This window comes from Pseudomonas sp. RIT778 (assembly GCF_019718735.1).
GTDB classification, from domain to species: domain Bacteria; phylum Pseudomonadota; class Gammaproteobacteria; order Pseudomonadales; family Pseudomonadaceae; genus Aquipseudomonas; species Aquipseudomonas aphyarum.
Genome location: NZ_JAIHBA010000001.1, coordinates 103,906 through 129,362, shown reverse-complemented (window position 1 = coordinate 129,362; position 25,457 = coordinate 103,906). Strand labels below are relative to the sequence as shown.

Here is a 25,457-nt window from a genome sequence, read left to right as displayed (position 1 = left end):
GCGAAGTGTTTTCACCGCTCGTCCGATGCCACGTCGAGGGCTGAATGCTCTGATTTACTAAGTTAAAGGCGCCGTACGACAACTTTGCGTCAACGACCGTACGCAAGGTGCACGCTATTCAAGGATTTGCGGGTGGCAAGGAGGCAGGACACATGACCAGAGTGATTCTGGAGATCGATACGCAGCTGTATCGGTTGTTGAAAGCATCGGCCGAGACCAACCATGTGAGTCTCGAAGAGGAGTGCTGCCGACGCCTGGCGGGAGGGGATCGCCGCTCGCGGTACTTGCAGGCCTTGCTGGCCGAATTGCGCGCCGAGGATGAACAGCGGCGCGCCACGTCTCGATGATTACTTCTTCTTCGCTGGAGCCGCTTTCGGGCAATCCGATTCCTGGTAGCTGGCGGAGCCGATCGCCTTGTTGCTTTTCACTTCGGTGAAGTCGTAACGCATGATCGCACCCTTGGCCATCAGCTTGCGGTACGACGGGTTGTTGCAGACCGAGGCGCCCAGCTGGAAATACACGGCTTTGGGATCGGCGCGCATTTTGTCGGCGTGGCTCTTTTGCACGCTCAGGTGATTGACCAGCGTGGTGCCTTCGACGGTGTAGCCCTGATCAAGAATGTCTTCGTTGATCGCCCGTGGCGTGCCGACGCTGCTTTGTGCGGCGACATTGCGCAGCTCTCGGTTCAGATTCTGCTCACTCAGGGATGCAGCCTGAGCGCTGAAGGACGAAGCCAGCAGAATGGCAGCGGTGGGAACGATAAGGCGCAGCATGAAACTCTCCTGGTTCAGTGACTGGTGGTTCGACCAGCCACGTGACTGTGCGTTCAGTGGCGGCGAATTATAGGGGAGCCGGTCGGGAGGGTACAGGCTTGTGCCCGTCGCTCTGTTAAACTGCCGGCCTTTATTGCCCTGCCGAGTGTCGTTCGTGTCGAGTTTTCCTGTCTGCCGGTGCCGCCTGCGATGAATCATGCCCCCAACGCCGTGGCCCGCCTGCGCGACCAGCGCGAGGACGAAGGCATCAAGCCGATCCAGGCCCGTGGTTTTCGCTCTCCGCGTTGCCGCGATTGCCGGGTGATCATCAGCCATTGCCTGTGCGCCTGGCGGCCAACCGTCGATACACGCTCGGGTGTTTGCCTGATCATGACCGGCAAGGAAGTGTTCAAACCCAGCAATACCGGCTGGCTGATCGCCGACATCGTGCGCGACAACCATGCCTTCATCTGGTCGCGGACAGAGCCCGACGAACAACTGCTGGCGCTGCTGAACGACCCGCAATGGCAGCCGTATCTGGTGTTCCCCGGTGAGTACGTCGAACCTTCGCGGGTGACCAACACCGTGGATCTCGATAGCAGCAAGCGTCCGCTGTTCATCCTGCTGGACGCGACCTGGACCGAAGCCCGGAAGATTTTCCGCAAGAGCCCGTATTTCGACCGTTTGCCGATCCTCAGCCTGTTGCCTGACAAGCTGTCGCGCTATCGCCTGCGGCGCTCGACCCGCAGCGAGCACCTATGCACTGCCGAAGTGGCGGCGCTGTGCCTGGAACTGGCCGGCGATTCGGACGCGGCGTCGGCGCTGGATGCCTATTTCGATGTGTTCAGCCAGCATTACCTGGGGGCCAAGCAGCAACTGGAGGTCAACGTGTCGACGCCCGCCCACGCTGAATTGCTGCCCTATATCCGAAACGCGGCGCCAGTACCGGCCTGATCCTGGCCCATACTGCTAAAGCAGTGGCCGTGCGGCTTGACCACCTAGGCTTCGCTGGTCATGCTTGGCGCCGATTGGGGTGCGGCCAAGGTTTGAAACGCCGTTTTTGTTCGTGATTGGCGTTGAACGTGCCCCTGTGGATGCCGCTGCCGGGCGGTATCTGGATTTGCTTTGGTGAGGCCCGAATGCGCGGGCCCGCCATCAAAAACAGGATCATTTGAAAAATGGCCACATACGACATCCTGATTGCCGATGATCACCCTCTTTTTCGTAGCGCACTGCATCAAGCGGTGACGATGGGCCTTGGCCCGGACGTACGCATGGTGGAGGTGGCGAGCATCGCCGAGCTGGAATCCCGCCTGACCGAAAAGGCTGACTGGGATCTGGTGCTGCTGGACCTGAACATGCCGGGCGCTTTCGGGTTTTCCGGGCTGGTGATGCTGCGCGGTCAGTACCCGCAGATTCCGGTGGTGATGGTTTCGGCCCAGGAAGAAGCCTCGGTGATGGTCAAGTCCCGGGAATTCGGCGCCAGTGGCTTCATTCCCAAGTCCAGCGACCTGAGCGTGATTCAGGAAGCGGTGCGCAAAGTGCTGGATGGCGACGTGTTCTGGCCGCCCCAGGCGTTCGAAGCGGTCAGCGTTTCGGATGAAGCCAAAGCCGCCAGCGATGGCCTCGCCAGCCTGACGCCGCAGCAGTTCCGGGTGTTGACCATGGTCTGCGAAGGCTTGCTGAACAAGCAGATCGCCTACGAGCTGAGCGTGTCCGAAGCGACCATCAAGGCCCACGTCACGGCGATTTTTCGCAAGTTGAACGTGCGGACCCGGACCCAGGCAGCTTTACTGCTGCAACAACTTGAGTCAATTCCGAGCCAGTAAGCACTGGCGTCTTCACGCTTTTTTGACTTTCGTTGATCTAGCTTCCCCACTTCCTTTCGGTCGGTTATCTACTTTATGTCACCTTTCAAGGGCCAGACGGGCCTGAAACGCATCCTCAACGCTTCCGGTTACTCGCTGGACGGCTTGCGCGCCGCCTTCACCGGCGAAGCCGCATTCCGCCAATTGGTGCTGCTTAACGTGGTACTGATTCCGCTGACGTTTTTCCTGAATGTCAGCCGGGTCGAGCAGGCGTTGCTGATCGCCGTGTGCCTGCTGGCTTTGATCGTCGAGCTGTTGAATTCGGCGGTGGAGGCGGCCATCGACCGCATCTCGCTGGAGTTGCACCCGCTGTCCAAGAACGCCAAGGACATGGGCAGTGCCGCGCAATTCGTGGCACTGAGCATGATCGCCCTGGTGTGGGCGGTGATTCTGCTTTAAGCGATGCTCGGCAGAACGATCTCGTCGCTGCGCTGCACCCCGGCGGTGAAGGCGCGGCACAGGTCGAGGAATTCGCGCATGGCGGAGGTCTGGTACTTCTGCTTGTGCCAGATGAAGTAGAACTGTCGGGCCAGATCCAGATCCGGCGTCTCCACCGGCACCAGGCTGCCGCGCCGGAAGGCGTCACGCAGCGCCAGACGTGAAATACAGCCAATCCCCAGACCTGATTCCACCGCGCGTTTGATCGCTTCGGTGTGTTCCAGCTCCAGCCGGATGTTCAGCGCACTGCGGTGATGCCGCATCGCCTGATCGAAGGTCAGGCGCGTCCCCGAACCCTGTTCCCGCAAAATCCACGCTTCGTGCGTCAACTCTTCCATGGTCGCGCTGCCGCGCTTGGCCAACGGATGCTGTGGGGCGCAGAACACCACCAGTTCATCCTCGACCCAGCTCTGCACTTCGATGTCCGGGTGGCTGCAATCGCCTTCGATTAGACCCAGATCAATTTCGTAATGAGCCACTTGTTGCACGATATTGGCAGTGTTCTGCACGTGCAGCTTCACCTGGCTTTCGGGGTGGCGCTGCATGAAACCGCCGATCAGCAGAGTCGCCAGGTAATTGCCAATGGTCAGGGTCGCGCCCACTGACAGCGAGCCGAAACCGGATTTGCCGTTGAGCAGGTCTTCGATTTCCTTGGCCTGATCGAGCATGGCCACCGCTTGCGGCAACAACTGTTTGCCGAGGGCGTTGAGGCTCAGGCGTTTACCGGCGCGGTCGAACAGCTGGCAGCTGGACTGGCGCTCCAGTTCGGTGATGGAAGTGCTGGCGGCAGATTGCGACAGGTTGAGCAGACCCGCAGCACGGGACACGCTTTCCTGCTGGGCGACAGCGACGAAGACTTGCAGTTGACGAAGAGTAAATCGCATATCGATATAACCGATAACCCTTATCTTAATAATCCAGTTAACAGATATTGTCGGCGCTATTAGAATGCGATGCAATTGCGCACCGTCGGCATTCTTCAACACGAGCCGGGCAGGCGCAGATCAATCTCCAGGAGTCCCACGTACATGAGCAACATGAACCACGAGCGTGTCCTCAGTGTTCATCACTGGAACGACACTCTGTTCAGCTTCAAGTGCACCCGCGATCCGGGCCTGCGCTTCGAGAACGGTCAGTTCGTGATGATCGGCCTGCAACAGCCAAACGGCCGCCCGCTTATGCGCGCTTACTCGATCGCCAGCCCGAACTGGGAAGAGCATCTCGAGTTCTTCAGCATCAAGGTGCAGGACGGTCCGCTGACCTCCCAGCTGCAGCACCTGAAGGAAGGCGACGAGATCATCATCTCGAAAAAACCGACCGGCACCCTGGTGCTGGACGACCTGAACCCGGGCAAGCACCTGTACCTGCTGAGCACCGGCACCGGTCTGGCGCCGTTCATGAGCGTGATCCAGGACCCGGAAACCTACGAGCGCTTCGAAAAAGTGATCCTGGTTCACGGTGTTCGCTACGTCAACGAAGTCGCCTACCGCGAATTCATCACCGAGCACCTGCCGCAGAACGAGTTCTTCGGCGAAGCGCTGCGTGACAAGCTGATCTACTACCCGACCGTGACTCGCGAGCCGTTCGAGAATCAGGGCCGTCTGACCGACCTGATGCGCAGCGGGAAGCTGTTCAGCGACATCGGCCTGCCACCGATCAACCCGCAGGACGACCGCGCGATGATCTGCGGCAGCCCGAGCATGCTCGACGAGACCAGCGAAGTGCTCGACAGCTTCGGCCTGAAGATCTCGGCGCGTATGCGCGAGCCGGGTGACTACCTGATCGAGCGCGCATTCGTCGAGAAATAATCCTGACGATGCCGACAGAAAAGCCCGCGTTGCCTGAGAAGGCAGCGCGGGCTTTTTCGTTTTTGGAATTCAGTCAGCGGCGGGGATGACTTCCAGGACGCGGATCTGCTCAGGCACAGGGTAATGCCAGCGCACGTCCAGATCCCAGAACTGCGCGCCGTATTCGCGCTCTGGCGCGGGCGTCTGATACGCCGGACGCGGATCCTGGGCCAGGCACTGCTCGATCAATTCGACCAGCGGCTCGGCAAGGCGCTGAGCGTGGGTGTGCGCCTGTTGCAGCGCCGTGTCCGTCCATTGCACGTCGATCAGGTGCGGCGCGGCACTGGCGATGCTGTTGGAGGCGTCAGCAATGATGTCGGCGTACGGCACGTAGGGTTTGATGTCGAGAATCGGCGTGCCATCCAGCAAGTCGATGCCGGAGATGAACAGGCGATTGGCTACGACCTTGTCCAGCTTCACCACCGACTGGCCGATGCCGTTCGGCCGGTGCGTGGCGCGGGTGGCGAACACGCCCATGGACTTGTTGCCACCGAGGCGCGGAGGGCGGACCTTGAGGCGCGGCTTTTCTTCCAGCGCCTGATGGAACAGGAACAGCAGCCAGACATGGCTGACCTGCTCCAGCCCCTGCACCGCGTCACCCTGATCGAACGGTGCCACCAGTTCCAGCACGCCACGGGCGGCGGGGGCCAGTTGCGGCTGGCGCGGGATGGCGAACTTCTCCTTGAAGCAGGAGCGGACGAAGCCGATGGGGGAGACGCTGTAAGTCATGGTGTGCATTCGAAGCGGAGCAGGGCGGGCATGATAACCCGGCAGGCTTCAAGTCTGGTGCTGACAGATCGGGCCTCTTCGCGAGCAGGCTCGCTCCCACAGGGGAACGCATTCCAAATGTGGGAGCGAGCCTGCTCGCGAATGCCGCGCCGCTGATCTACAGACTGAAGCCGCCATCCAGCGGAATGATATTCCCGGTCATGTACGCCCCGGCAGTACTCGCCAGGCTGATCGCCAGTGCCGCCATCTCCTCCTCACGGCCCCAGCGTTTCATCGGGATCAGCGCGGTGTCTTCGGCCAGCGCCTGCTGGTCACTGCCGATGTGCTGGGTCATCTTGCTCGGGAAGCGCCCCGGCGCGATGACGTTGACGTTGATGTGCTGACTCACCAGTTCCCGGGCGAGAATTCGTGACAGCTGATGCAGGGCCGCCTTGCTCGGCCCGTAGGCGTAGGCCTGTTCGCCGAAGGAAGAAATCCCCGCCACCGAACCGATGTTGATGATCCGCGCCGGATTGGCCGCCGACCCGGATTGGCGCAGCAACGGCAGAAACTGCTGGATGCAACTGAACACCGAGGTCACGTTGAGCTGCATGACTTTCTCCCAGCCCTTGACCGGGTAGCTCTCCAGCGGCGCGCCCCAGGTGGTGCCGGCGTTATTCACCAGAATGTCCAGATGAGTGATCTGCTCGCCCAGTCGCGCTGCCAGCTCCTTCACGCCTTCTTCCGTCGCCAGATTCGCCGCCACGCCATGACACGTGCCCAGGGCACTTAGCTCTTCAGCGGTTTGATGACAGGCTTCAGCGTCACGGGAGCAGACGTACACGCGGGCGCCGGCTTCGACAAAGGCCTTGGCGATCATTTTGCCGATACCACGGGTGCCGCCGGTCACCAGGGCGGTGCGGCCTTGCAGGGAGAAATACGGGTGCATGGCGAATCCTGAGGGCTAGGGTTCAGTACACCCTAGTCGCCGGCCGCGAAAAGCGGAGCCACTATTTTTTGAGGGAATGGAGGGCTATGCATGAAAACGGCGACCGAAGTCGCCGTGATCGAATGGGTCAACCGCGAACGCGCAGGGTCAGGCCCTTGAGAAAATTGCGCAGCAACTGATCGCCGCACGGGCGGTAGTTGGTGTGGCCGACCTTGCGGAACAACGCGCTCAGCTCAGGCTTGGATACCGGGAACTCGGCGGCCTTGAGGATCGCGTGCATGTCGTCTTCTTTCAGCTCGAAGGCCACGCGCAGCTTTTTCAGGATGATGTTGTTGGTCACCGGCAGTTCGATCGGCAGCGGCGGACGGCTTTCGTCCTTGCCGCGCTTGAAGATCACCAGACCGTCGAGGAAGTGCGCGATGACTTCGTCCGGGCAGCGCACGAAACCTTCTTCGTCTTCTTCTTTCTTGTCGAGGTACGTCACGACATCGGCAAGCGTGACGTCCAGGCCGCCGAGTTTGATGATCTCGACCACTTTCTTGTCGCTGATATCGAGCATGTAGCGCACGCTGCGCAGAACGTCGTTGTGAACCATGTGTGCAATCCTGATTGTTCGCTGTGGGCACCGAGCGGGACGCGATGCCGGAATGTAGGGTGGCTTGCGAGCCTTAGAATTTCTCTTTACCGGACAGGTAGCGCCACTGGCCGATCGGCACCTTGCCGATGGACACGCCGCCGATGCGGATGCGGCGAATGCCGATCACCTTCAGGCCGACCGCTTCGCAGAACTGGGCGATGATCCCAGGCTGCGGGTTCTTCATGGCGAAGCGCAGGCGGTTTTCGTTCTGCCAACTGGCCTTGACCGGCGGCAGCTCCTTGCCCTTGTGGGTGAGGCCGTGCTGCAGGCGGTTGAGGCCGTGGGCAACCATGTCGCCTTCGACTTCGACCACGTATTCCTGCTCGATCTTGGCCGCGTCGGCGGTGAGCTTGCGCAGTACCTTCCAGTCCTGGGTGAACACCAGCAGGCCGCTGGCCTTGGGTTGCAGGTCGGCGCTGGCGGTCAGGCGCAAGAAATGCCCGCGCAGCGGACGCTTGCCGTAGCGGTGTTCTTCACTGAGGGTTTCGGCGTTCAGCGACTGCATGGCGCTGTCGACATCCATGCCGGCCGGCACGTTGAGCAGGATGGTCACCGGCTCCGGCGCGGTGGCCTTGGCGTCCTTGTCGAGTTCGACCTTTTGGTCGCCGACCTTGAACTGCGGCTCGTCGATGACTTCGCCGTCCACGGTGACCCAGCCGCCCTCGATGAACAGCTCGGCCTCCCGGCGGGAGCAACCGACCAGCTCGATGAGGCGTTTGGAGAGGCGAATCGGGTCAGTCATGACAGGGGCCGTAACGAAAAAGGGGTGGGCATTGTACCTGCCTGGGGCCGGTTAAGCCCGATTGCATTTGCGCCGTGTGGCTTTTAGCCGCGTACCGCGCGCTGCTCCGGTTGTTTCAGACGCATGTGCAACAACGGATACGGCTGGCCCATGCCATCGACTTCCGAGCGGCCGATCACCTCGAACCCTTGCTTGAAGTAAAACCCCAGGGCCTGCGGGTTCTGTTCGTTGACGTCCAGTTCGTCGGCGTTCAGGTGTTCCATCGCGTACTTCAGCAGTTTCTTGCCAAGGCCCTGGCCGCGATGGGCCGGGTCGATGAACAGCATTTCGATCTTGCCCGCCGCGACCCCGGCGAACCCGGTGATGCGCTGATGGCTGTCCCGTGTGCAGATCAGCATCACCGCGTCGAGGTAGCGGGTCAGCACCAGATTCTTCAGCAGCTCGATGTAGGATTCCGGCAGGAAATCATGAGTCGCGCGGACCGAGGCCTCCCAGACCCGGGTCAGTTCCTGATAATCGCTGAGTTTCGGCGTGTGGATGACCGAGTGGTGACGCATGCCCGATAGCCTCTTTGTCATGGATGAGGGAGTCCTTCCCACCCCAAACTCTAGCCGTAAAAAAGCCCCGCATCTCGTAAAAGAGAGCGGGGCTTTCTGTATTTTTCGCGCTTAGATCTGTTCGGCCCAGAGGTCGTATTCGTCGGCGTCGGTCACCTTGCACCAGACCTTGTCGCCCGGCTTGAGGTTGCTGCCGTTGTCGATGAACACGTTGCCGTCGATTTCCGGGGCATCGAAGAAGCAACGGCCGACCGCGCCTTGCTCGTCGACTTCGTCGACCAACACTTCGATTTCACGGCCGATGCGCATTTGCAGGCGCGCCGAGCTGATGGCCTGCTGGTGCGCCATGAAACGCTCCCAGCGATCCTGCTTGACGTCGTCCGGAACGATGTCGAGGTTCAGGTCATTGGCCGGTGCGCCTTCGACCGGCGAGTACTGGAAGCAGCCGACGCGGTCGAGCTGGGCTTCGGTCAGCCAGTCCAGCAGGTACTGGAAGTCTTCTTCGGTTTCGCCGGGGAAGCCGACGATGAAGGTCGAACGGATGATCAGGTCCGGGCAGATTTCGCGCCAGTTCTTGATCCGCGCCAGGGTCTTGTCTTCGAACGCCGGACGTTTCATCGACTTCAGGACTTTCGGGCTGGCGTGCTGGAATGGGATGTCCAGGTACGGCAGGATCTTGCCGGCGGCCATCAGCGGGATCAGTTCGTCGACGTGCGGGTACGGGTAAACGTAGTGCAGACGGACCCAGACGCCGAGGGTGCTCAGCGCTTCGCACAGTTCGGTCATGCGGGTTTTCACCGGCGCGCCGTTCCAGAAACCGGTGCGGTATTTGACGTCAACGCCGTAGGCGCTGGTGTCCTGGGAAATCACCAGCAGTTCCTTCACGCCGGATTTGACCAGACGCTGGGCTTCGTCGAGCACGTCGCCCACCGGACGGCTGACCAGTTTGCCGCGCATCGACGGGATGATGCAGAAGCTGCAGCTGTGGTTGCAGCCTTCGGAAATCTTCAGGTACGCGTAGTGACGCGGGGTCAGCTTGATGCCTTGCGGCGGCACCAGGTCGATCAGCGGGTTGTGATCCTGCTTCGGCGGCACGACTTCGTGCACCGCGTTGACCACTTGTTCGTACTGCTGCGGACCGGTGACGGCCAGCACGCTCGGGTGCACGTCACGGATGTTGCCTTCTTCCACGCCCATGCAGCCGGTCACGATGACCTTGCCGTTTTCCTTGATCGCTTCACCGATGACTTCCAGCGATTCGGCCTTCGCCGAGTCGATGAAGCCGCAGGTGTTGACCACGACCACGTCGGCGTCCTGATAGGTGGACACCACGTCATAGCCTTCCATGCGCAGCTGGGTCAGGATGCGCTCGGAGTCGACCAGTGCTTTCGGGCAACCAAGAGAAACGAAGCCAACCTTTGGATTGGCCGGCGCAGGAGTGGTGGACATGTCTAACCTCGGTGTTTTGTGACGCCGCTTGCCTGATGGCAGAAGCCGACGGACGGGCGCTTGAAGTGCGCCTCTGATCAAAAAGTGCGCAATTCTAGCGACGAGCAGCGCACTTGACCAGCTTTATGCAGGGAAATACGACGAGTGCTGCGCTATGCTTCGCGCCGTTGCGCTTTACTGAATTTTTACAGTCAAGAAAACGTCTGTTACAGGGCGTAAAAACGCGCATGCTGCACACAAAGCATAGTGCTTCATATAAGAAGCCGGTCTGGGAATCAGGAGTGTTGGATGGGTCAGGCAAGTAGTCACGCGGCGGGCGCCGAAGGTTCGGCCACCAAGCCGCTGAGCATGCTGGTCGCGGCGGTCGGGGTAGTTTACGGCGACATCGGCACGAGCCCGTTGTACACCCTCAAAGAAGTGTTTTCCGGCGCTTACGGTGTGCCCGTCAATCACGACGGAGTGCTCGGCATTCTGTCGCTGATTTTCTGGTCGCTGATCTGGGTCGTTTCAATCAAGTACATGATGTTCGTGCTGCGCGCCGACAACCAGGGCGAAGGCGGGATCATGGCGCTTACCGCGCTGGCCCGTCGGGCAGCGGCGGGGCGCAAGCGGTTGCGCACGCTTTTGGTGGTCTGCGGGCTGATCGGCGCGGCGCTGTTCTATGGCGACAGCATGATCACCCCGGCGATTTCCGTGCTCTCGGCCATTGAAGGTCTGGGCCTGGCCTTCGACGGCATCGACCACTGGGTGGTGCCGCTGTCGCTGGTGGTGCTGGTGGCGCTGTTTCTGATCCAGAAGCACGGCACGGCGCGGATCGGCATTCTGTTCGGGCCGATCATGGTCACCTGGTTCCTGGTCCTCGGCGCCCTCGGCGTCTACGGCATCAGCCACACCCCGGAAGTGCTGCACGCGATGAATCCTGTGTGGGCAGTGCGGTTCTTTACCGTTCATCCAGGCATGGGCGTGGCGATCCTCGGCGCCGTGGTGCTGGCACTGACCGGTGCCGAAGCGCTGTACGCCGACATGGGCCACTTCGGCCGCAAGCCGATTGCCCGTGCGTGGTTCCTGTTGGTGCTGCCGGCGCTGGTGCTCAACTACTTCGGTCAGGGCGCCTTGCTGCTGGACAACCCGGAAGCGGCGCGCAACCCGTTCTACCTGCTGGCCCCGAGCTGGGCGCTGATTCCGCTGGTCGGTCTGTCGACCCTGGCCACGGTGATCGCCTCCCAGGCGGTGATTTCCGGCGCGTTCTCCCTGACCCGTCAGGCGATCCAGCTCGGTTACATCCCGCGCATGTACATCCAGCACACCTCGAGCGACGAGCAGGGCCAGATCTACATCGGTGCCGTGAATTGGTCGCTGATGGTCGGCGTGGTCTTGCTGGTGATCGGCTTCGAATCTTCCGGCGCGCTGGCCTCGGCCTACGGCGTGGCCGTGACTGGCACGATGTTGATGACCACGATCCTGGTGTCGGCAGTGATGCTGCTGCTGTGGAAATGGCCACCGATTCTGGCGGTGCCGGTGCTGCTCGGCTTCCTGTTGGTGGACGGCCTGTACTTCGCCGCCAACGTGCCGAAGATCGTGCAGGGCGGTGCCTTCCCGGTGATCGCCGGTATCGCGCTGTTCGTGCTGATGACCACCTGGAAACGTGGCAAGCAACTGCTGGTCGAGCGCCTCGACGAAGGCGCATTGCCGCTGCCGATCTTCATCAGCAGCATCCGCGTCCAGCCACCGCACCGCGTGCAGGGCACCGCCGTGTTCCTCACCGCCCGTTCCGACGCGGTGCCGCACGCGCTGTTGCACAACCTGCTGCACAACCAGGTTCTGCATGAGCAAGTGGTGTTGCTGACCGTCGTCTACGAAGACATCCCGCGCGTCCCGCCATCCCGACGTTTCGAAGTCGAAGCCCACGGCGAAGGCTTCTTCCGGGTGATCCTGCACTTCGGGTTTACCGACGAGCCGGACGTGCCGCAGGCACTGAAGCTGTGCCATCTGGATGATCTGGACTTCAGCCCGATGCGCACCACCTACTTCCTCAGCCGCGAAACGGTCATCGCCTCGAAACTCGAAGGCATGGCCCGTTGGCGTGAAGCGCTGTTTGCGTTCATGTTGAAGAATGCCAACGGGAACCTGCGGTTCTTCAATCTCCCACTGAACCGGGTGATTGAGTTGGGGACGCAGGTGGAGATGTAGGTCCCGCCACAACTGAAAAGCCCCCGTCAGCTTCACGGCTGGCGGGGGCTTTTTCGTTGCTGTGTATCCCGTCGAAAAACAGCGTAATAGGGCGGCAAAGTGCTCAAGCACGAGATTAGGAGTTTGCCTACAAGGTATGCGGACGTCATCTGATATTGCGACACCGGTCAGCGAAACTAAGGTGACGAGCAATTTCAGGGACGGCGGATTTTGTACGGGCGCTACAGCAAGTGAGGCCGAACAAAGGGCTTGACGATCAGATATTTTGAATGAGACAAGTGTCCACGTTTTATGGAATGTGGACACTTGGAGTTTTACGCTTCATGAAGAGTCAAGATATTTTGCTTTTATTCAAGATGGCCAGCCTTCACGCTCAGGAGGAAAACCTCCTTGGTGTAATGGAGTCAGAGTCGAATTCGAACAGGGTTGAGGAGTTGTTGAAGCCTTATGTGGTCAGCCAAATGACCGCAGGTGGGCGGGTGGGGCAGCCATTGGTCACCTACTCCACTGACGGTGAAGATACTGTTTTCCGGCGACAGGATTTCGATTCGGCCTTGAACGATGAGGCAGGATGGGAGGGGTGGTCGGAGCCTGTGGCTGTTCCGCCCCTGACAAGCTGGAGTGAGGGTTACTCGTTGCGTGCGTTGTCTGCTGCTCTCGGGCTAAGCAAAAGCGAGGTTTCAAATTCCATCGCCAGGTGTCGTGAGTCCGGCCTGCTCACCAATGACTATGAGACAGGGCTGGCGAAGGTTAATCGGCGGCAGCTACTGAGCATCACCGAGCACGCTCTGAAATACTTCTTTCCTGTAAAGCCCGGTGCAATGGTTCGCGGTATCCCGACGGGTTTCGCAGCACCGGCACTGTCCAAAAGCATCAAAAGTGCTGGTGGACTGATTCCGGTCTGGCCTGATGCATTTGGAACGGAGCGTGGTCAGGCAATAGAGCCGCTCTACAAGACAGTGCCGGAAGCGGTGAAGAAGGACAGGATTCTTTATCACTATCTTGCGCTTGCTGATGCGATCCGCCTTGGAGGCCCGCGAGAGTGCGGTGTCGCAGTCAACATTCTAAAAGCAGGAATGGGACTGAAATAACATGTCATCAAACGCTGATCACAACTACGAGCTAATAGAGTTTGTCGCCGAAGGCTTGGGAGAGGCGTTTCTCGCTGAGGTTGCCTTTGTCGGAGGTTGCACCACAGCCATGCTGGTAACGGATGCTGTTGTGCTGGACGACATTCGTTTCACCGATGACGTTGACCTGGTGATCGAGCTGGCAGGTATTAGCGCCTGGCAGCAGCTTACCGAACGGTTGGCAGCCAGGAATTTCAAGATTACCGGCGAGGATGAAGTCAACTGTCGTTTCCGCTTCAACGATATCGTCGTTGACGTGATGCCTTCTGATCCCGAAGTTCTCGGATACGCCAACCGCTGGTTTGTAGAGGGGTTGGCACGGGCTGATAAATTTACGTTGCCCAGCGGTACCGTCATCCAGATATTCAAACCGACCTATTTTCTCGCGACAAAACTGGAAGCCTTCAGCGGTCGGGGCGGTGGCGATCCATACCATAAAGATGTCGAAGACATCATTATCTTGATTGATGGACGTCCAGAGCTTTTAGAAGAGGTTCGCCAAGCGGAGTCCGAGCTCAAGGAGTTCATCACGACTGGAGTTCGAGCACTCAGGCGGCTCGGTGGCATCGACTATGTGATTGAAAGCTCGGGCTCGGTACAGGCCAATCCAGGAAGAGGGCAAATCATTCATGGGCGCATGAAAGAACTGGGCAGCGCATGAAATACCACGCCAGATCGGTAACGGGGCGAGCCAGGCAAACCAATCATGACTTTGCTGGAGCGCTCTGTGATGGAGAGAGCGGCGTATTTGTTATCACAGACGGTACTTCGAGGGTTGGCAGTGGCCAGTTGGCTGAATCCTTTGTGGAAGGTGTTTTAGCGATCTGGTCAAAACATTTTGATCAGGGCCTCGATATCACTGAGTACGGAGCGGTTGAACAGGTACTGGTTTCTATGCTGGCCGACCTCCATCCCGTCTTGTTTGCAAGCCAGACAGGCGCCGCTTGTTATGTGGTGGGTGTCGCTGCTCATGGCAAACTCACGCTTGCGTATGAGGGTGATTGTTCATGCGGTGTTGTGACGTCGGCAGGCACGATCGAATGGATTACGTCGCCGCACTGTAAAGCCAATTGGAGACGTGACCGTTCCCACTTCGAGCTGGCGCAAGATCCCGCTCGGCACCGGGTGACTCGATGCTTGAAGGTGAGTCGCGCGCCGAACCCTGATTTTGTGTTTTATCCATTGGCTTTAAGTGAGCGACTGGTGTTTGCAACCGATGGCTTTTGGGCGGAGCTAACCGAGTCGCAGCAAAGCAGCTTGTTAGCAGAGCCAGATGGCAGCTGTATCGAAGTTGAAGATGACATCACATGGATAGATGTTCAGTTTTAGTCTTGGCATCGATATAAGGTTTGACTGGCAGGAAGTGTTTCAAGTTTGCGTAAAAAAGCCCCCACAACCCTAAGGTTGCGGGGGCTTTTCGTTGGTGCGCTTCAGATCACTCTTCCGCCACCTGCGCCGTGTTCTGGCGTTTCTCGATCAAGTCCACCAAGCGCTTGGCCAGTGCCGGGTAGTTTTCGTCGAAGTGGTGGCCACCAGGCAGTTTCACCGCTTCGCCCACCGCGGTCTTGTCGGTGCAGCCGCTTTCGTCGGTTTCTTCTTCACCATAGATGCACACGACCTTGGCCGGGGGCAGCTTGGCCATTTCCGGGCCGGTGGCGGCTTCTTTGCCGGCGTTGCCGAGCCAGCCTTCGACTTCGATTTCGAAGCTGCCGGTGCGGGCGAAGGCCAGCAGGATGATTGCGTCGACGCGTTGCTGCTCGGTTTCCGGCAGGCGGTTGTAGATCGCCGGCAGGACGTCGGCGCCGAACGAGTAGCCGGTCAGGATGAAGCGCTTGGTGCCCCATTTCTGGCGGTAGTGCTGCATCAGTTCGGTCAAGTCGAGGGCGCTCTGTTCCGGGCTCTTGTGCTGCCAGTAGTAGCGCAGGGTGTCGATGCCGACGACCGGGTAGCCGATCTTGGCCATTTCACCGGCCACGTCGCGGTCCAGATCGCGCCAGCCGCCGTCACCGGACAGGAACAGGGTGACGGTGTCCTTGGCCTGGCCGGCCGGGACTTCCACCACCGGAATCTGCAGGCCGCCGTTGGCCTTGTCGCCGCCGACGAGGATCTTGCGCAGTTCGTTGTTCAGCACTTGCGGCAGGTTGATGTCGTAGTCGCTGATGCTGGTTTCGGCGTTCGGTTGATCGCGCACGAAACCGGCGCTGGTGTCGTCCGGGTTGTCGTTCCACGCCACCAGCCAGTGGCCGTGGGCGGCGGCTTTTGGCAACAGGTGAGTGCAGCCGGGTTTTTCCAAGGCCAGGTCGACGGAGACAGCCTGAGCCTTGTCGTCTTTCTGCTCGGACAACCAGCGCCATGCCAGGACGGCTCCGGGGCCGATGCCGCTGACCAGGGTCGCCGGGCCGTTCAGTTCGCGCAGGCCGGCTTGCAGGGCGCGGCTTTGCAGCAGGCAGTCCTTGGGCAGGATCACTTGAACGATCTGCGCCGAAGCGCTGCGGCTCAGGGTGCTCAGTTGCTTGTCGCTGAGTTTCTGGTCGTCGTTGACCGCCACCAGCACCTGCGCCTTGGGCTTGGTGCCGGGGATGACCCGGGTCATGGCGGCGCCATCGGCCGGGGTGAGCTGTTCGAGGGTCGGTTCCGGTGCCGGGCGTTTGAGGTACCAGAAACCGCCACCGGCAATCGCGGCCAGCACCAGCAGTGCGACCAGGATGTACTTCAGGGAGCGTTGAATCATCAGCGTTTCACCAATCCAGTCAAGCCGCCCGCGATCAGGGCAGCAGTGTCGGCCAGCGCCACCAGCGGATCGAGTCCGGCGGGCACGGCCATATAACGGGGTTCCCAGTCAGGCTGGAACTTGTCTTTGAAGCGGCGCAAGCCTTGGAAGTTGTACAGCTGCTCACCACGGCGGAAAACCATCGAGCCCAGACGCTGGGTCAGCGGTGCACCGCGCCGGGGTTGCAACCCCGACAGCGGCACCATGCCCAGGCTGAAGCGCGCGTATCCGTGACTCTTATAGTGTTGAATCAGACCGACCATCATGAATTCCATGGTCAGCTTGGGGGCGTCCGGGTGCGCGCGCATCAGGTCGAGACTGGCCAGGTCATGGCTGTAGGTCTCGAGCAGGTTGGCGAACGCCACCGGGCGGCCTTCGAAGCGAATCACCGCGATGCGGAAATGCTTCAGGTAATCATCGCTGAAACGGCCGAGGGAGAAGCCTTTCTCGCGCACGTTCTTGCCGGTCAGCCAGGCATCGGAAATCACCTTGAGCTCATCCATCGGCGCCTGGCCCGGCTCATGGATCTCCAGCGACAGGCCGTCACGGGTGCCACGGTTCCAGGTGTAGCGCAGGTCCTTCATCTCCTTGCCCTTGGCTTCCAGGTCAAAGCGATGCAGATCGACCCGGGCTTCCTCGCCGAGCTTGATCGCGGTCAGGCCGATGTCCATGTAGTACGGCAGGTTCTCGGCGCGCACTTGATAGAACACAGGCCGGGCGTGATGGATGTCGCACAGGTCGCGGAACTGCCAGATCATCTCGGCCCGTTGCTGGCCGGGGCCGATCGGGTCGTACAGGGCCACCAGACTGCGGCCACGGCGGGCGTACATCAGGAAGGCTTCGTCGTTGGGATGAAACAGCAGCGCCTTGTCGCCGGTCAGGGCCAGGCCGCCGTCCGGTTGCGAGGAGGCCATCAGAATCTTCGAGGCGCGTTCCAGTTCATCGGGTGTCGGCAGATGGATCACCGGGCGAGCGGTGCGCAGCAGCCAGGTCAGGGCGATCACCAGCAGCAACACGGCGGCACCGAGCAGCGAGCGCAGGCCGCGCGGGGCGTCGGCGTCGAGGGTGAACTGCCACCACAGTTGATGGCTGTACGGAACGTCCTGATAAGCGAACAGCAGCAGCCAGGTCGAAGCACCGAGTACGCACAGGCTGGCGACCAGATACAGCGGCGAGAACGGCAGTTCGGTCAGACGGCTCGGGCGGTAGAACGAGCGACGGAATACCCCCAGCAGCGCGGCGGTGAGGGTCATCAGGGTCGCTTCTTCCCAGTCGAAACCCTTGAGCAGCGAGAGCAGGGCGCCCACCAGCAACAGAATGGTGGTCAGCATCCACGCCGCCGACAACCGGCGACGCAGGCCCTGGGCGAGCATCAGGCACAGCACGCCGATCAGGCTGGCGCCAAAGTGCGAAGCGTCGACCAGACGGTGAGGAATCAGAAAGCCGATGTGCTCCAGGCGGGTGTCGATCTCTGGCGTCGCGCCGGAAAACAGCAGCACCACGCCGGACAGGAACACCAGCACTGCGAGAATCGGTGCCGCCAGACCGGACGCCGCACGCATGGTCTGCGATTGAAACAGGCGTTGGCCTTCGTTGATCAGCAACAGCACGCAGGCCACCAGCAACGGCAGCACCACATAGATCAGGCGATACAGGAGCAGGGCGGCAGCCAGTGGAGCGGCACCGAGTTTGTCGGCGAACGCCGCGAGCAGAATCGCTTCGAAGACACCCACACCACCCGGAACGTGACTGAGTACACCGGCCGCCAGCGCCAGCAGATAAACCAGCAGGAAGGCACCGAAGGGCGGCGCTTCCGGCAGCAGCAGATAAAGGACGGTTGCAGCGGCGGCGACGTCGAGGGCGGTGATGACCAGTTGCAGGAACGTCAGGCGGCGACCCGGCAGGCGCAGGGTGCGACGACCGGCTCGGACCAGCAGGTTGTCCGGATAAGGTTGTTCCGGCAGGCGACGGCGATAGATGCCGATGGCCAGAATCGCGCCGAGCAGCAGCACTACGCCGGCAATCGTCCCCAATAAAGTCTCGGACAGCCCCAGTGCCTGTGAGGCGGCGGGCAGGTTGCTCAGGGTCGCAAGTGCAGCCAGCGGCGGCAGGGCGCAGCCCAGTGACAGGCTGGCGAACAGGGTCATGTGCGCGACTTCGGAAGCGCCCAGGCCATGCCGTGCATATAAACGGTAACGCACCGAGCCACCGGACAGCATCGACAGGCCAATGGCATTGCCGATGGCAAACGCGGTGAAACCGCCGAGAGCCAGGGTTTTCGGTGCCAGCGTCACGCGGGCATACCGACTGGCCGACCATTCGTAGCCGAGCAGAATGATGAAGCCGACGACTGTCGCACCGAGGGCGCCGAGCAGGGCCGGTTTCGGCACGTCGAGAATCGAGTCGTGCAGGGCGTCGAGATCGAGTTCGCTGAGCAGATGGCGACAGGCAATCAGCGCGATGGCGAACAGCAGCAACGTGACCGCCAGACCGATCGGTTGCCGGTATTTGCTGATCCGATCCAGCAGGCGCAGACGCTCAGGCTTGATCGGTGGGGTCGCTGTGACGGTGTCTTGTGAATCAGACGAGTTGGCGCGCATCAATCACCTCTTGGATTGTGCGCGACAGGATGGAGGTATCCAGCCAAGTAACCAATCCCTGTAGAAAAAAATAATCACAAAATACTACGCCTCTCACCGGGGATCGGCGAGGGCAGCTCCTGGATTGCAGACGCCTTGCCTGCGACTTCAAGCATAGTCGCAACTTGGCGGGTCTGAAGATCCTGAACGGTTCACTGCACAGTGACAGATCATTGTTGCGAAAGGACTTTTTCCACAGATACAAAAAAGGCCACTCTTTCGAGTAGCCTTTTTTGATGTTTGGTTGCGGGAGCCGGATTTGAACCGACGACCTTCGGGTTATGAGCCCGACGAGCTACCAGACTGCTCCATCCCGCGTCTGTGTGGCGGCATTCTACAGGCGAACGGCGGGGTGTCAACCGATAATCCCGAGAAGGGTCAAATAAGTGTGCAATCGCGGCAAACGGTCGCAGGTGGCTGCTTAAGTTTCGGAATTGAAACGGATTCCTGTTTGCAGAACGCCGTGCATCGTCGTGAAAAACAGACACGCACAAAAAAGGCCAATCTTTCGATTGGCCTTTTCTGATGTTTGGTTGCGGGAGCCGGATTTGAACCGACGACCTTCGGGTTATGAGCCCGACGAGCTACCAGACTGCTCCATCCCGCGTCTGTGTGGCGGCATTCTACAGAGGAACGCCGGGGTGTCAACCTTCAATTTGGATAAAACCTCTTCAGCTTCAATCGGTTAGCGCTGACGGACGGTCTTTTCAGAGGCTGCAGGTCAGGCACAGCAAGGGTTTCAGCTCTATTGGAGGTTGGTTTTCGATTGAGAAAATAAATTCAAAGGTCGTTTCCTACAAACTGAAAAGAACATTCATACCACTGGTGCTATATACAGGTGTCAGTGAGATACTGCCGGTCCGGCTCGCCATGTTTCCTTTTCTGTCATGACTCAGCGAAAAATCATCCACGTCGACTGTGACTGTTTCTACGCCGCCATCGAGATGCGGGATGACCCGAGCCTCGCCGGCAAGCCGTTGGCGGTCGGTGGCTCGGCGGACAGGCGCGGGGTGATCGCCACCTGCAACTATGAGGCGCGTGCATACGGGGTTCGCTCGGCGATGTCCTCTGGACACGCCTTGAAGCTGTGCCCGGACCTGACCATCGTCAAGCCGAGAATGGACGCCTATCGCGAGGCGTCGAAAGAAATTCACACGATCTTCAGCGATTACACCGACCTCATCGAGCCGCTTTCGCTGGACGAGGCGTACCTCGACGTCTCGGACAGCGCGCATTTCGGCGGTAGCGCCACGCGGATCGCCCAGGACATTCGCCGCCGGGTGTCCAATCAGTTGCACATCACCGTCTCCGCCGGCGTGGCGCCGAACAAGTTTCTGGCCAAGATCGCCAGCGACTGGAAAAAGCCCAACGGCTTGTTCGTGATCACCCCGGATCAGGTCGAAGACTTCGTCAGTGGCTTGCCGGTGAGCAAGTTGCACGGGGTGGGCAAGGTCACGGCCGACAAGTTGAGCAAGCTGGGTATCAGTGACTGTCTGCAATTGCGCGACTGGGACAAGCTGGCGCTGGTGCGGGAATTTGGCAGTTTCGGCGAGCGCTTGTGGAGTCTGGCCCGTGGGATCGATGAGCGGTTGGTACATAACGACAGCCGCCGTCAGTCGATCAGTGTCGAAAACACCTACGACGTCGATCTGCCGGATCTGCGCAGTTGTCTCGATAAGCTCCCCGAGCTGCTGGAAACCCTGAAAACCCGCATGGCGCGGATCGACAGCAGCTACCGGCCGGGCAAGCCATTCGTCAAAGTGAAGTTTCACGATTTCACCCAGACCACACTGGAGCAGGCCGGGGCAGGGCGGGATCTGGGCAGTTACCAGTTGATGCTGACGCAGGCGTTCAACCGCGGTGGCAAACCGGTGCGGCTATTGGGAGTGGGCGTGCGGCTGGAGGATTTACGCGGCGGGTTCGAACAAATGGAGTTGTTCGAGCGATAGACGGACAAAAAAATGCCCGAACCAGGTTCGGGCATTTTTTCAGGGGGGTTCAGTTCGGCCCCGGATCCGCCACCAGACGCCCCGCATCCCGGGTCAGGGACTTGAGGAATTCGGCCTGCAACTCAGGATCGTTGCGGGTCAGTTCGATCAGGCTTTGTTCCAGTTCACTGGCTTCTTCTTCCAGACCCAGTTCCGACAGACGCTTCACCCGGTGTACCCACTGGCTCACTTCGTCGTCTTCCAGATCGTCGTAGATCAGCCCGTGAGCCTCCAGCAGCTTGCCGCGCAGGTGAGTGCTGATCGCCAGAGACGAATCGGAATGCACGTCATCCTTGCTGTCTTCGACGCTGATCTGCAGTTTGCCTACATGATTGAGGTCGTTTTCGGCGAACGGGCTGTCCAGCAGGTTCAGACGCAGCACGCCGTTGCGATCGGTGGTCATGTCGAAGGTCTGCTTGCCGGCCTTGACCTGAACCGGGCGCTCGCTCCACGGCAGGCTCGAATACTCCGTGCGCTTGTCGCGCTGGACTTCGTCGATGCCGGCCAGATTCTGTTGCGCGCGACCGTTCGATTGCACGTTCATGAACGGGTTGAGCCCGGCGAAACCGTAGCTGAGCCAGTCCCGTGTCACGCTGTCGGGCAGATTGCCGAGGGCAAACACGTTGACCACGTTCGCACCGACGCCGCCGACCACCGCCACCGCGCCCAGCGGAATCTCGTAGATCTCCCGCCATGGCTGGTAAGGCGTGTAACGGTCGTAATGGCGCGTGACCTCGAATTCTGTGACTTCGAAGGTCTTCTGTTCGTTGATCTTCACGCGCCGTTGCGGCAGCTCAAGCACCTTGGGCTCGCCGACATCGATCTGCAGGCTGTGATCGAGCAGTTTGCGCTCGACACGTTCCTCGTGCTCGCTGCGTTGTGACATGTGATTGGCACAGCCGCTGACCAGCAGGGTGCCGCACAGGGCGGCACCACCGAGGCCTAAGGTGTTTCGCTTGAACATGACGTCTCTATCTGGTTTCAGCGGCGGATACGGGCCTGAAGGAAGGACAGCACGTCGGCAACCGGCAGCGCTTGCGCCTGGCCTTCGGTACGGCTCTTGTATTCCAGGTTGCCTTCGGCGAGGCCGCGGTCGCTGACCACGATCCGGTGCGGAATGCCGATCAGCTCCATGTCCGCGAACTTGATGCCCGGGCTGGTTTTCTTGTCGCGGTCGTCCAGCAGCACTTCGAAGCCGGCCGCGGTCAGTTCCGCGTACAGCTTGTCGGTGGCTTCGCGCACCAGCTCGGTTTCATAGCGCAGCGGCACCAGAGCGATCTGGAACGGCGCCAGAGTGTCGCTCCAGATGATGCCGTTCTCGTCGTTGTTCTGCTCGATGGCGGCAGCCACCACGCGGGAAACACCGATACCGTAGCAACCCATTTCCAGGGTTACCGGCTTGCCGTTCTCGCCCAGCACTTCGCACTTCATCGCCTTGCTGTACTTGTTGCCCAGCTGGAAGATGTGCCCGACTTCGATGCCGCGCTTGATTTCCAGGGTGCCCTTGCCGTCAGGGCTCGGGTCGCCGGCCACGACGTTGCGCAGGTCGGCCACGGTCGGAACCGGCAGATCACGCTCCCAGTTCACGCCGAAGTAGTGCTTGTCGTCGATGTTGGCACCGATGCCGAAGTCGCTCATCAGCTCGACCGAGCGGTCGATGATGATCGGCAGCGGCAGGTTCAGCGGGCCGAGGGAGCCGGCACCGGCGCCGATGGCGTCACGCAGTTCGGCATCGGAGGCCATGACCAGCGGGCTGGCAACGCCTGGCTGGTTGGCAGCCTTGATTTCGTTCAGCTCGTGGTCGCCACGGATGATCAGCGCGATCAGCTTGCCTTCTTCTTCGGCGTGCACGATCAGGGTCTTGATGGTCTTTTCAATCGGCAGATTGAATTTCTCCACCAGGGCCGCGATGGTCTTGGTGTCTGGTGTGTCGACCAGACGCAGCTCTTCGCTTGGCGCGGCGCGCGAGGTTTCACGCGGCACGGCTTCGGCTTTTTCGATGTTCGCCGCGTAATCGGAACCGTTGCTGAAGACGATATCGTCTTCGCCGGACTCGGCCAGCACGTGGAACTCGTGGGAGCCAGCGCCACCGATCGAACCGTTGTCGGCTTCCACCGGACGGAACTTCAGGCCCAGGCGGGTGAAGATGTTGCAGTACGCTTCGTGCATGCGGTCGTAGGTGATCTGCAGCGACGCCTGATCCGCATGGAAGGAGTACGAGTCCTTCATGATGAATTCGCGACCGCGCATCAGGCCGAAGCGTGGACGGATTTCGTCACGGAATTTGGTCTGGATCTGGTACAGGTTGATCGGCAGCTGTTTGTAGCTGCTCAACTCGTTGCGCATCAGATCGGTGATCACTTCTTCGTGGGTCGGGCCCGCGCAGAAATCACGACCGTGGCGGTCTTTGATGCGCAGCAGCTCAGGGCCGTATTCTTCCCAGCGCCCCGATTCCTGCCACAGCTCGGCCGGTTGGGTGCTCGGCATCAACACTTCCAGAGAGCCGGCGGCGTTCATTTCTTCGCGAACGATGGCTTCCACCTTGCGCATCACTCGCAAGCCCATCGGCAGCCAGGTGTACAGGCCCGAGGCGAGTTTGCGGATCATGCCGGCGCGCAGCATCAGCTGATGGCTGATCACGACCGCGTCGGAAGGCGTTTCTTTCTGTGTGGCGAGCAAAAATTGACTGGTGCGCATGGTTGGCCGTTGTCGGTTGCTATGACTGGAAATGACGGAGCAGTGTAACGGCGAGATCCGCCGACGTACAGAAGTGCAACCCCGGCGCGAACCCTCTCGCCGGGTGCGAGATGTCTTACGATTCTTCCGCGACGGAGGTCGGTGCAGGTTCCGGCGTCGGTGTCGGGCCTTCGCGGCGGCTTTCCTGGAACCAGTGCAGGGCGATCAGCACCAGGGTCGGAACACCGAGCAGCGCGGTGATCAGGAAGAAGTTGTGATAGCCGAATTTCTCCACCATGACCCCGGAGTAGCCGCCGATCAGGCGTGGCAGCAGGAGCATGATCGAGCTGAGCAGGGCGTACTGTGTCGCGGAGAACTTCAGGTTGGTCAGGCTCGACAGGTAGGCGACGAACGCCGACGTGGCCAGGCCCGAGCTGAAGTTGTCGAGGGAGATCGTCACCACCAGCATCTGCAGGTTCGGACCCATGTCGGCCAGCATCAGGAACAGCAGGTTGGTGGCCGCCGACGCAGCGCCGCCGATGAGCAGGATCGGCAGGATGCCGAAACGCACGATCAGCAGGCCGCCCATGCCGGCGCCGACGAGGGTCATGATCAGGCCGAAGATCTTGCTGACGCTGGCAATCTGGTCCTTGGTGAAGCCCTGGTCGATGTAGAACACGTTGGCCATCACGCCCATCACCGTGTCGGACATCCGATAGGTGGCGATCAGACCGAGCAACAGCAGCGCCTGCCAGCGGTAGCGCAGGATGAAGTCGTTGACCGGCGTCAGCACTGGCGCCAGACCGCGACGCCCCATGGCCGAGAGGCACAGGCAAGTCAGCGTGGTGTAGAGAATCGCACGCAGGAACGCCCGGTCTTCCAGCAGCAGGTCCAGCGGGCTCATGTCGCCGAACAGCACGCTGGCGAAATCGGTGTTGTAGAGTTGGGTGAACATCGCAGGCACAGACACCAGCAAAATGATCAGCACGAACACCGACATCAACTGATGCATGAAGGTGTAGCGCCCGGCCTGCAACTGGGTGCGCAGCGGCACGGGCGGCTCGCGCATCAGCAGGGTGGTGAGCAGGGCAGGGACCATCAGAGCGCCGAACAGCACGTAGGTGCCGGTCCAGGCGGAGTGCTGGTAGTTGAAGCCGGTGGAGCCGAAGCCCTCGGCGAAGAACAGTGCACCGGCCGTCGCGAGCAGCGCAGCAACCCGATAACCGGACATGTAACTGGCGGCCAGTGCGGCCTGGCGGTTGTCTTCGGCGATTTCCAGTCGATAGGCGTCGACGGCGATATCCTGGGTGGCAGAGGCGAATGCAACGACCACCGCGATAGCGATCAGCCAGGACAGGTGTTTCTGCGGGTCGCAAAAGCCCATGCCGATCAGACCGAGGATCACCAGCGTCTGTGAAAGTACCAGCCACGAACGGCGGCGCCCCAGCTTGCCCAACAACGGCAGGCGCCATTGGTCGAGCAGGGGCGACCAGACCCATTTGAAGGCATAAGCCAGACCGATCAGGCTGGCGTAGCCGATCGTCTCGCGGGCCACACCGGCTTCACGCAGCCAGACCGAAAGTGTCGAGAACACCAGCATGTACGGCAGGCCGGCGGCGAAACCCAGCAACAACAGCACGAGCGTCGAAGGACTGGCATAGGCGGCGAGCGCGGCGCGCCAGGTTTTACGGGGCATGGGCTGAAGTCTGCCTCAAGATTGCGAAAACAAAGCGCGCACTCTAACCGCTGTGCTCTACCGGACGCCAGCCATGGCGCCGAATATCCACACGATTGTTCAGGACGGTGATGCCTTCCATGCGCAATCGTGCCCGCTGTTCGTCCCCGGACGGGCTGCCCGCCGGCAGGCTGATCCGACCGCCGGCGCCGAGTACGCGGTGCCACGGCAGCTTGGTGTCGCCGGGCAATTGGCTCAGGGTCCGGCCGACCCAGCGGGCGGCGCGCCCCAACCCCGCCAGTTCGGCCAACTGACCATAGCTGACGACCTTGCCCTCAGGCACTTGGGCGAGGGTGGAATAGAGTGCCGTGCGTCGGATTTGCGGATCGTTTTCGCAGGCATGCATCGGGTCTGTCACGTGCGCGGTTCCTGAGCTTGATCG

Annotated in this window: 24 protein-coding genes and 2 tRNA genes; 10 read left to right on the top strand and 16 right to left on the bottom strand. The window is 60.6% G+C overall.

Features of this window, described 5'->3' with window-relative positions; all coding sequences use genetic code 11:
* Positions 1–152: 152 nt before the first annotated feature.
* Positions 153–347: a hypothetical protein gene (locus K5E37_RS00615; RefSeq protein ID WP_007954932.1), complete on the top strand. Its 195-nt coding sequence runs from the start codon at positions 153–155 to the stop codon at positions 345–347.
* On the opposite strand, the gene K5E37_RS00610 is transcribed toward K5E37_RS00615, so the two are convergent.
* Positions 348–773 (bottom strand): PA3611 family quorum-sensing-regulated virulence factor, encoded by a 426-nt coding sequence (locus K5E37_RS00610; RefSeq protein ID WP_064593873.1) that lies wholly within the window; start codon positions 771–773, stop codon positions 348–350.
* Between the two features lie 189 nt (positions 774–962).
* Here K5E37_RS00610 and K5E37_RS00605 point away from each other — a divergent pair, with 189 nt between their 5' ends.
* The 3 genes from K5E37_RS00605 to K5E37_RS00595 all read left to right on the top strand — a co-directional run bounded on the left by K5E37_RS00605 (position 963) and on the right by K5E37_RS00595 (position 3,019).
* On the top strand, positions 963–1,706 hold the full coding sequence (locus K5E37_RS00605; protein WP_085605309.1) for a tRNA-uridine aminocarboxypropyltransferase: 744 nt from the start codon (positions 963–965) through the stop codon (positions 1,704–1,706).
* 224 nt (positions 1,707–1,930) lie between these two features.
* Positions 1,931–2,581, top strand: coding sequence for a response regulator transcription factor ErdR (erdR, locus tag K5E37_RS00600; protein WP_102686582.1), 651 nt, complete (start codon positions 1,931–1,933; stop codon positions 2,579–2,581).
* 75 nt (positions 2,582–2,656) lie between these two features.
* Positions 2,657–3,019 (top strand): diacylglycerol kinase, encoded by a 363-nt coding sequence (locus K5E37_RS00595; protein WP_003222276.1) that lies wholly within the window; start codon positions 2,657–2,659, stop codon positions 3,017–3,019.
* On the opposite strand, the gene K5E37_RS00590 is transcribed toward K5E37_RS00595, so the two are convergent.
* A complete protein-coding gene (locus K5E37_RS00590; RefSeq protein ID WP_007954941.1) occupies positions 3,016–3,942 on the bottom strand; it encodes a LysR family transcriptional regulator in 927 nt (308 codons plus the stop codon). The two genes, K5E37_RS00595 and K5E37_RS00590, sit on opposite strands and share 4 nt — an antisense overlap.
* Before the next feature lie 144 nt (positions 3,943–4,086).
* On the opposite strand from K5E37_RS00590, the gene fpr reads away from it, so the two are divergent.
* Positions 4,087–4,866 (top strand): ferredoxin-NADP reductase, encoded by a 780-nt coding sequence (gene fpr / locus K5E37_RS00585; RefSeq protein ID WP_007908723.1) that lies wholly within the window; start codon positions 4,087–4,089, stop codon positions 4,864–4,866.
* Between the two features lie 69 nt (positions 4,867–4,935).
* On the opposite strand, the gene tsaA is transcribed toward fpr, so the two are convergent.
* The 6 genes from tsaA to rimO all read right to left on the bottom strand — a co-directional run bounded on the left by tsaA (position 4,936) and on the right by rimO (position 9,947).
* The gene (tsaA, locus tag K5E37_RS00580; RefSeq protein WP_371915878.1) at positions 4,936–5,634 is read right to left on the bottom strand and encodes a tRNA (N6-threonylcarbamoyladenosine(37)-N6)-methyltransferase TrmO; all 699 of its coding nucleotides are present in this window, start codon (positions 5,632–5,634) and stop codon (positions 4,936–4,938) included.
* A 157-nt stretch (positions 5,635–5,791) separates the two neighbouring features.
* Positions 5,792–6,562 carry an SDR family oxidoreductase gene (locus K5E37_RS00575; protein WP_007954945.1) on the bottom strand — a complete coding sequence of 257 codons (771 nt, stop codon included), beginning with the start codon at positions 6,560–6,562 and terminating at the stop codon, positions 5,792–5,794.
* A gap of 127 nt (positions 6,563–6,689) precedes the next feature.
* The gene (locus K5E37_RS00570; protein ID WP_007954948.1) at positions 6,690–7,157 is read right to left on the bottom strand and encodes a DUF1456 family protein; all 468 of its coding nucleotides are present in this window, start codon (positions 7,155–7,157) and stop codon (positions 6,690–6,692) included.
* Positions 7,158–7,230: 73 nt separating this feature from the next.
* Positions 7,231–7,941, bottom strand: coding sequence for an rRNA pseudouridine synthase (locus tag K5E37_RS00565; RefSeq protein ID WP_221532883.1), 711 nt, complete (start codon positions 7,939–7,941; stop codon positions 7,231–7,233).
* An 83-nt stretch (positions 7,942–8,024) separates the two neighbouring features.
* Positions 8,025–8,498 (bottom strand): GNAT family N-acetyltransferase, encoded by a 474-nt coding sequence (locus tag K5E37_RS00560; protein ID WP_041475157.1) that lies wholly within the window; start codon positions 8,496–8,498, stop codon positions 8,025–8,027.
* A 111-nt stretch (positions 8,499–8,609) separates the two neighbouring features.
* Positions 8,610–9,947: a 30S ribosomal protein S12 methylthiotransferase RimO gene (gene rimO / locus K5E37_RS00555; protein ID WP_007954955.1), complete on the bottom strand. Its 1,338-nt coding sequence runs from the start codon at positions 9,945–9,947 to the stop codon at positions 8,610–8,612.
* A 348-nt stretch (positions 9,948–10,295) separates the two neighbouring features.
* Between rimO and K5E37_RS00550 the strand changes: the two genes are divergently transcribed.
* The 4 genes from K5E37_RS00550 to K5E37_RS00535 all read left to right on the top strand — a co-directional run bounded on the left by K5E37_RS00550 (position 10,296) and on the right by K5E37_RS00535 (position 14,596).
* Positions 10,296–12,137 carry a potassium transporter Kup gene (locus K5E37_RS00550; RefSeq protein ID WP_371915879.1) on the top strand — a complete coding sequence of 614 codons (1,842 nt, stop codon included), beginning with the start codon at positions 10,296–10,298 and terminating at the stop codon, positions 12,135–12,137.
* 323 nt (positions 12,138–12,460) lie between these two features.
* A complete protein-coding gene (locus K5E37_RS00545) occupies positions 12,461–13,228 on the top strand; it encodes a MarR family transcriptional regulator (RefSeq protein ID WP_085605319.1) in 768 nt (255 codons plus the stop codon).
* Between the two features lies 1 nt (position 13,229).
* Positions 13,230–13,928 carry a hypothetical protein gene (locus K5E37_RS00540; protein WP_221532882.1) on the top strand — a complete coding sequence of 233 codons (699 nt, stop codon included), beginning with the start codon at positions 13,230–13,232 and terminating at the stop codon, positions 13,926–13,928.
* Positions 13,925–14,596, top strand: a complete 672-nt coding sequence (locus K5E37_RS00535; protein ID WP_221532881.1) for a PP2C family serine/threonine-protein phosphatase — start codon at positions 13,925–13,927, stop codon at positions 14,594–14,596. Before K5E37_RS00540 ends, K5E37_RS00535 begins: the two co-directional genes overlap by 4 nt.
* 106 nt (positions 14,597–14,702) lie before the next feature.
* On the opposite strand, the gene K5E37_RS00530 is transcribed toward K5E37_RS00535, so the two are convergent.
* The 4 genes from K5E37_RS00530 to K5E37_RS00515 all read right to left on the bottom strand — a co-directional run bounded on the left by K5E37_RS00530 (position 14,703) and on the right by K5E37_RS00515 (position 19,283).
* Positions 14,703–15,998, bottom strand: coding sequence for a virulence factor family protein (locus tag K5E37_RS00530; RefSeq protein ID WP_064593891.1), 1,296 nt, complete (start codon positions 15,996–15,998; stop codon positions 14,703–14,705).
* Positions 15,998–18,637 (bottom strand): bifunctional lysylphosphatidylglycerol flippase/synthetase MprF, encoded by a 2,640-nt coding sequence (gene mprF / locus K5E37_RS00525; protein ID WP_221532880.1) that lies wholly within the window; start codon positions 18,635–18,637, stop codon positions 15,998–16,000. The genes K5E37_RS00530 and mprF overlap by 1 nt, the downstream gene beginning before the upstream one ends.
* A 280-nt stretch (positions 18,638–18,917) precedes the next feature.
* Positions 18,918–18,994 (bottom strand) — tRNA-Met (locus K5E37_RS00520).
* 212 nt (positions 18,995–19,206) lie between these two features.
* Positions 19,207–19,283 (bottom strand) — tRNA-Met (locus K5E37_RS00515).
* Positions 19,284–19,563: 280 nt separating this feature from the next.
* On the opposite strand from K5E37_RS00515, the gene dinB reads away from it, so the two are divergent.
* The gene (gene dinB / locus K5E37_RS00510; protein ID WP_221532879.1) at positions 19,564–20,625 is read left to right on the top strand and encodes a DNA polymerase IV; all 1,062 of its coding nucleotides are present in this window, start codon (positions 19,564–19,566) and stop codon (positions 20,623–20,625) included.
* Between the two features lie 49 nt (positions 20,626–20,674).
* Here dinB and K5E37_RS00505 read toward each other — a convergent pair whose 3' ends face one another.
* The 4 genes from K5E37_RS00505 to K5E37_RS00490 all read right to left on the bottom strand — a co-directional run bounded on the left by K5E37_RS00505 (position 20,675) and on the right by K5E37_RS00490 (position 25,421).
* Positions 20,675–21,628 carry a hypothetical protein gene (locus tag K5E37_RS00505; RefSeq protein ID WP_007954977.1) on the bottom strand — a complete coding sequence of 318 codons (954 nt, stop codon included), beginning with the start codon at positions 21,626–21,628 and terminating at the stop codon, positions 20,675–20,677.
* 17 nt (positions 21,629–21,645) lie between these two features.
* Entirely contained in the window at positions 21,646–23,361 is a 1,716-nt protein-coding gene (locus K5E37_RS00500; RefSeq protein ID WP_115076782.1) for a proline--tRNA ligase, read from the bottom strand.
* Positions 23,362–23,476: 115 nt separating this feature from the next.
* The gene (locus K5E37_RS00495; protein ID WP_085605327.1) at positions 23,477–25,036 is read right to left on the bottom strand and encodes an AmpG family muropeptide MFS transporter; all 1,560 of its coding nucleotides are present in this window, start codon (positions 25,034–25,036) and stop codon (positions 23,477–23,479) included.
* Between the two features lie 43 nt (positions 25,037–25,079).
* The gene (locus K5E37_RS00490) at positions 25,080–25,421 is read right to left on the bottom strand and encodes an MGMT family protein (protein ID WP_011332761.1); all 342 of its coding nucleotides are present in this window, start codon (positions 25,419–25,421) and stop codon (positions 25,080–25,082) included.
* Between the last annotated feature and the right edge of the window lie 36 nt (positions 25,422–25,457).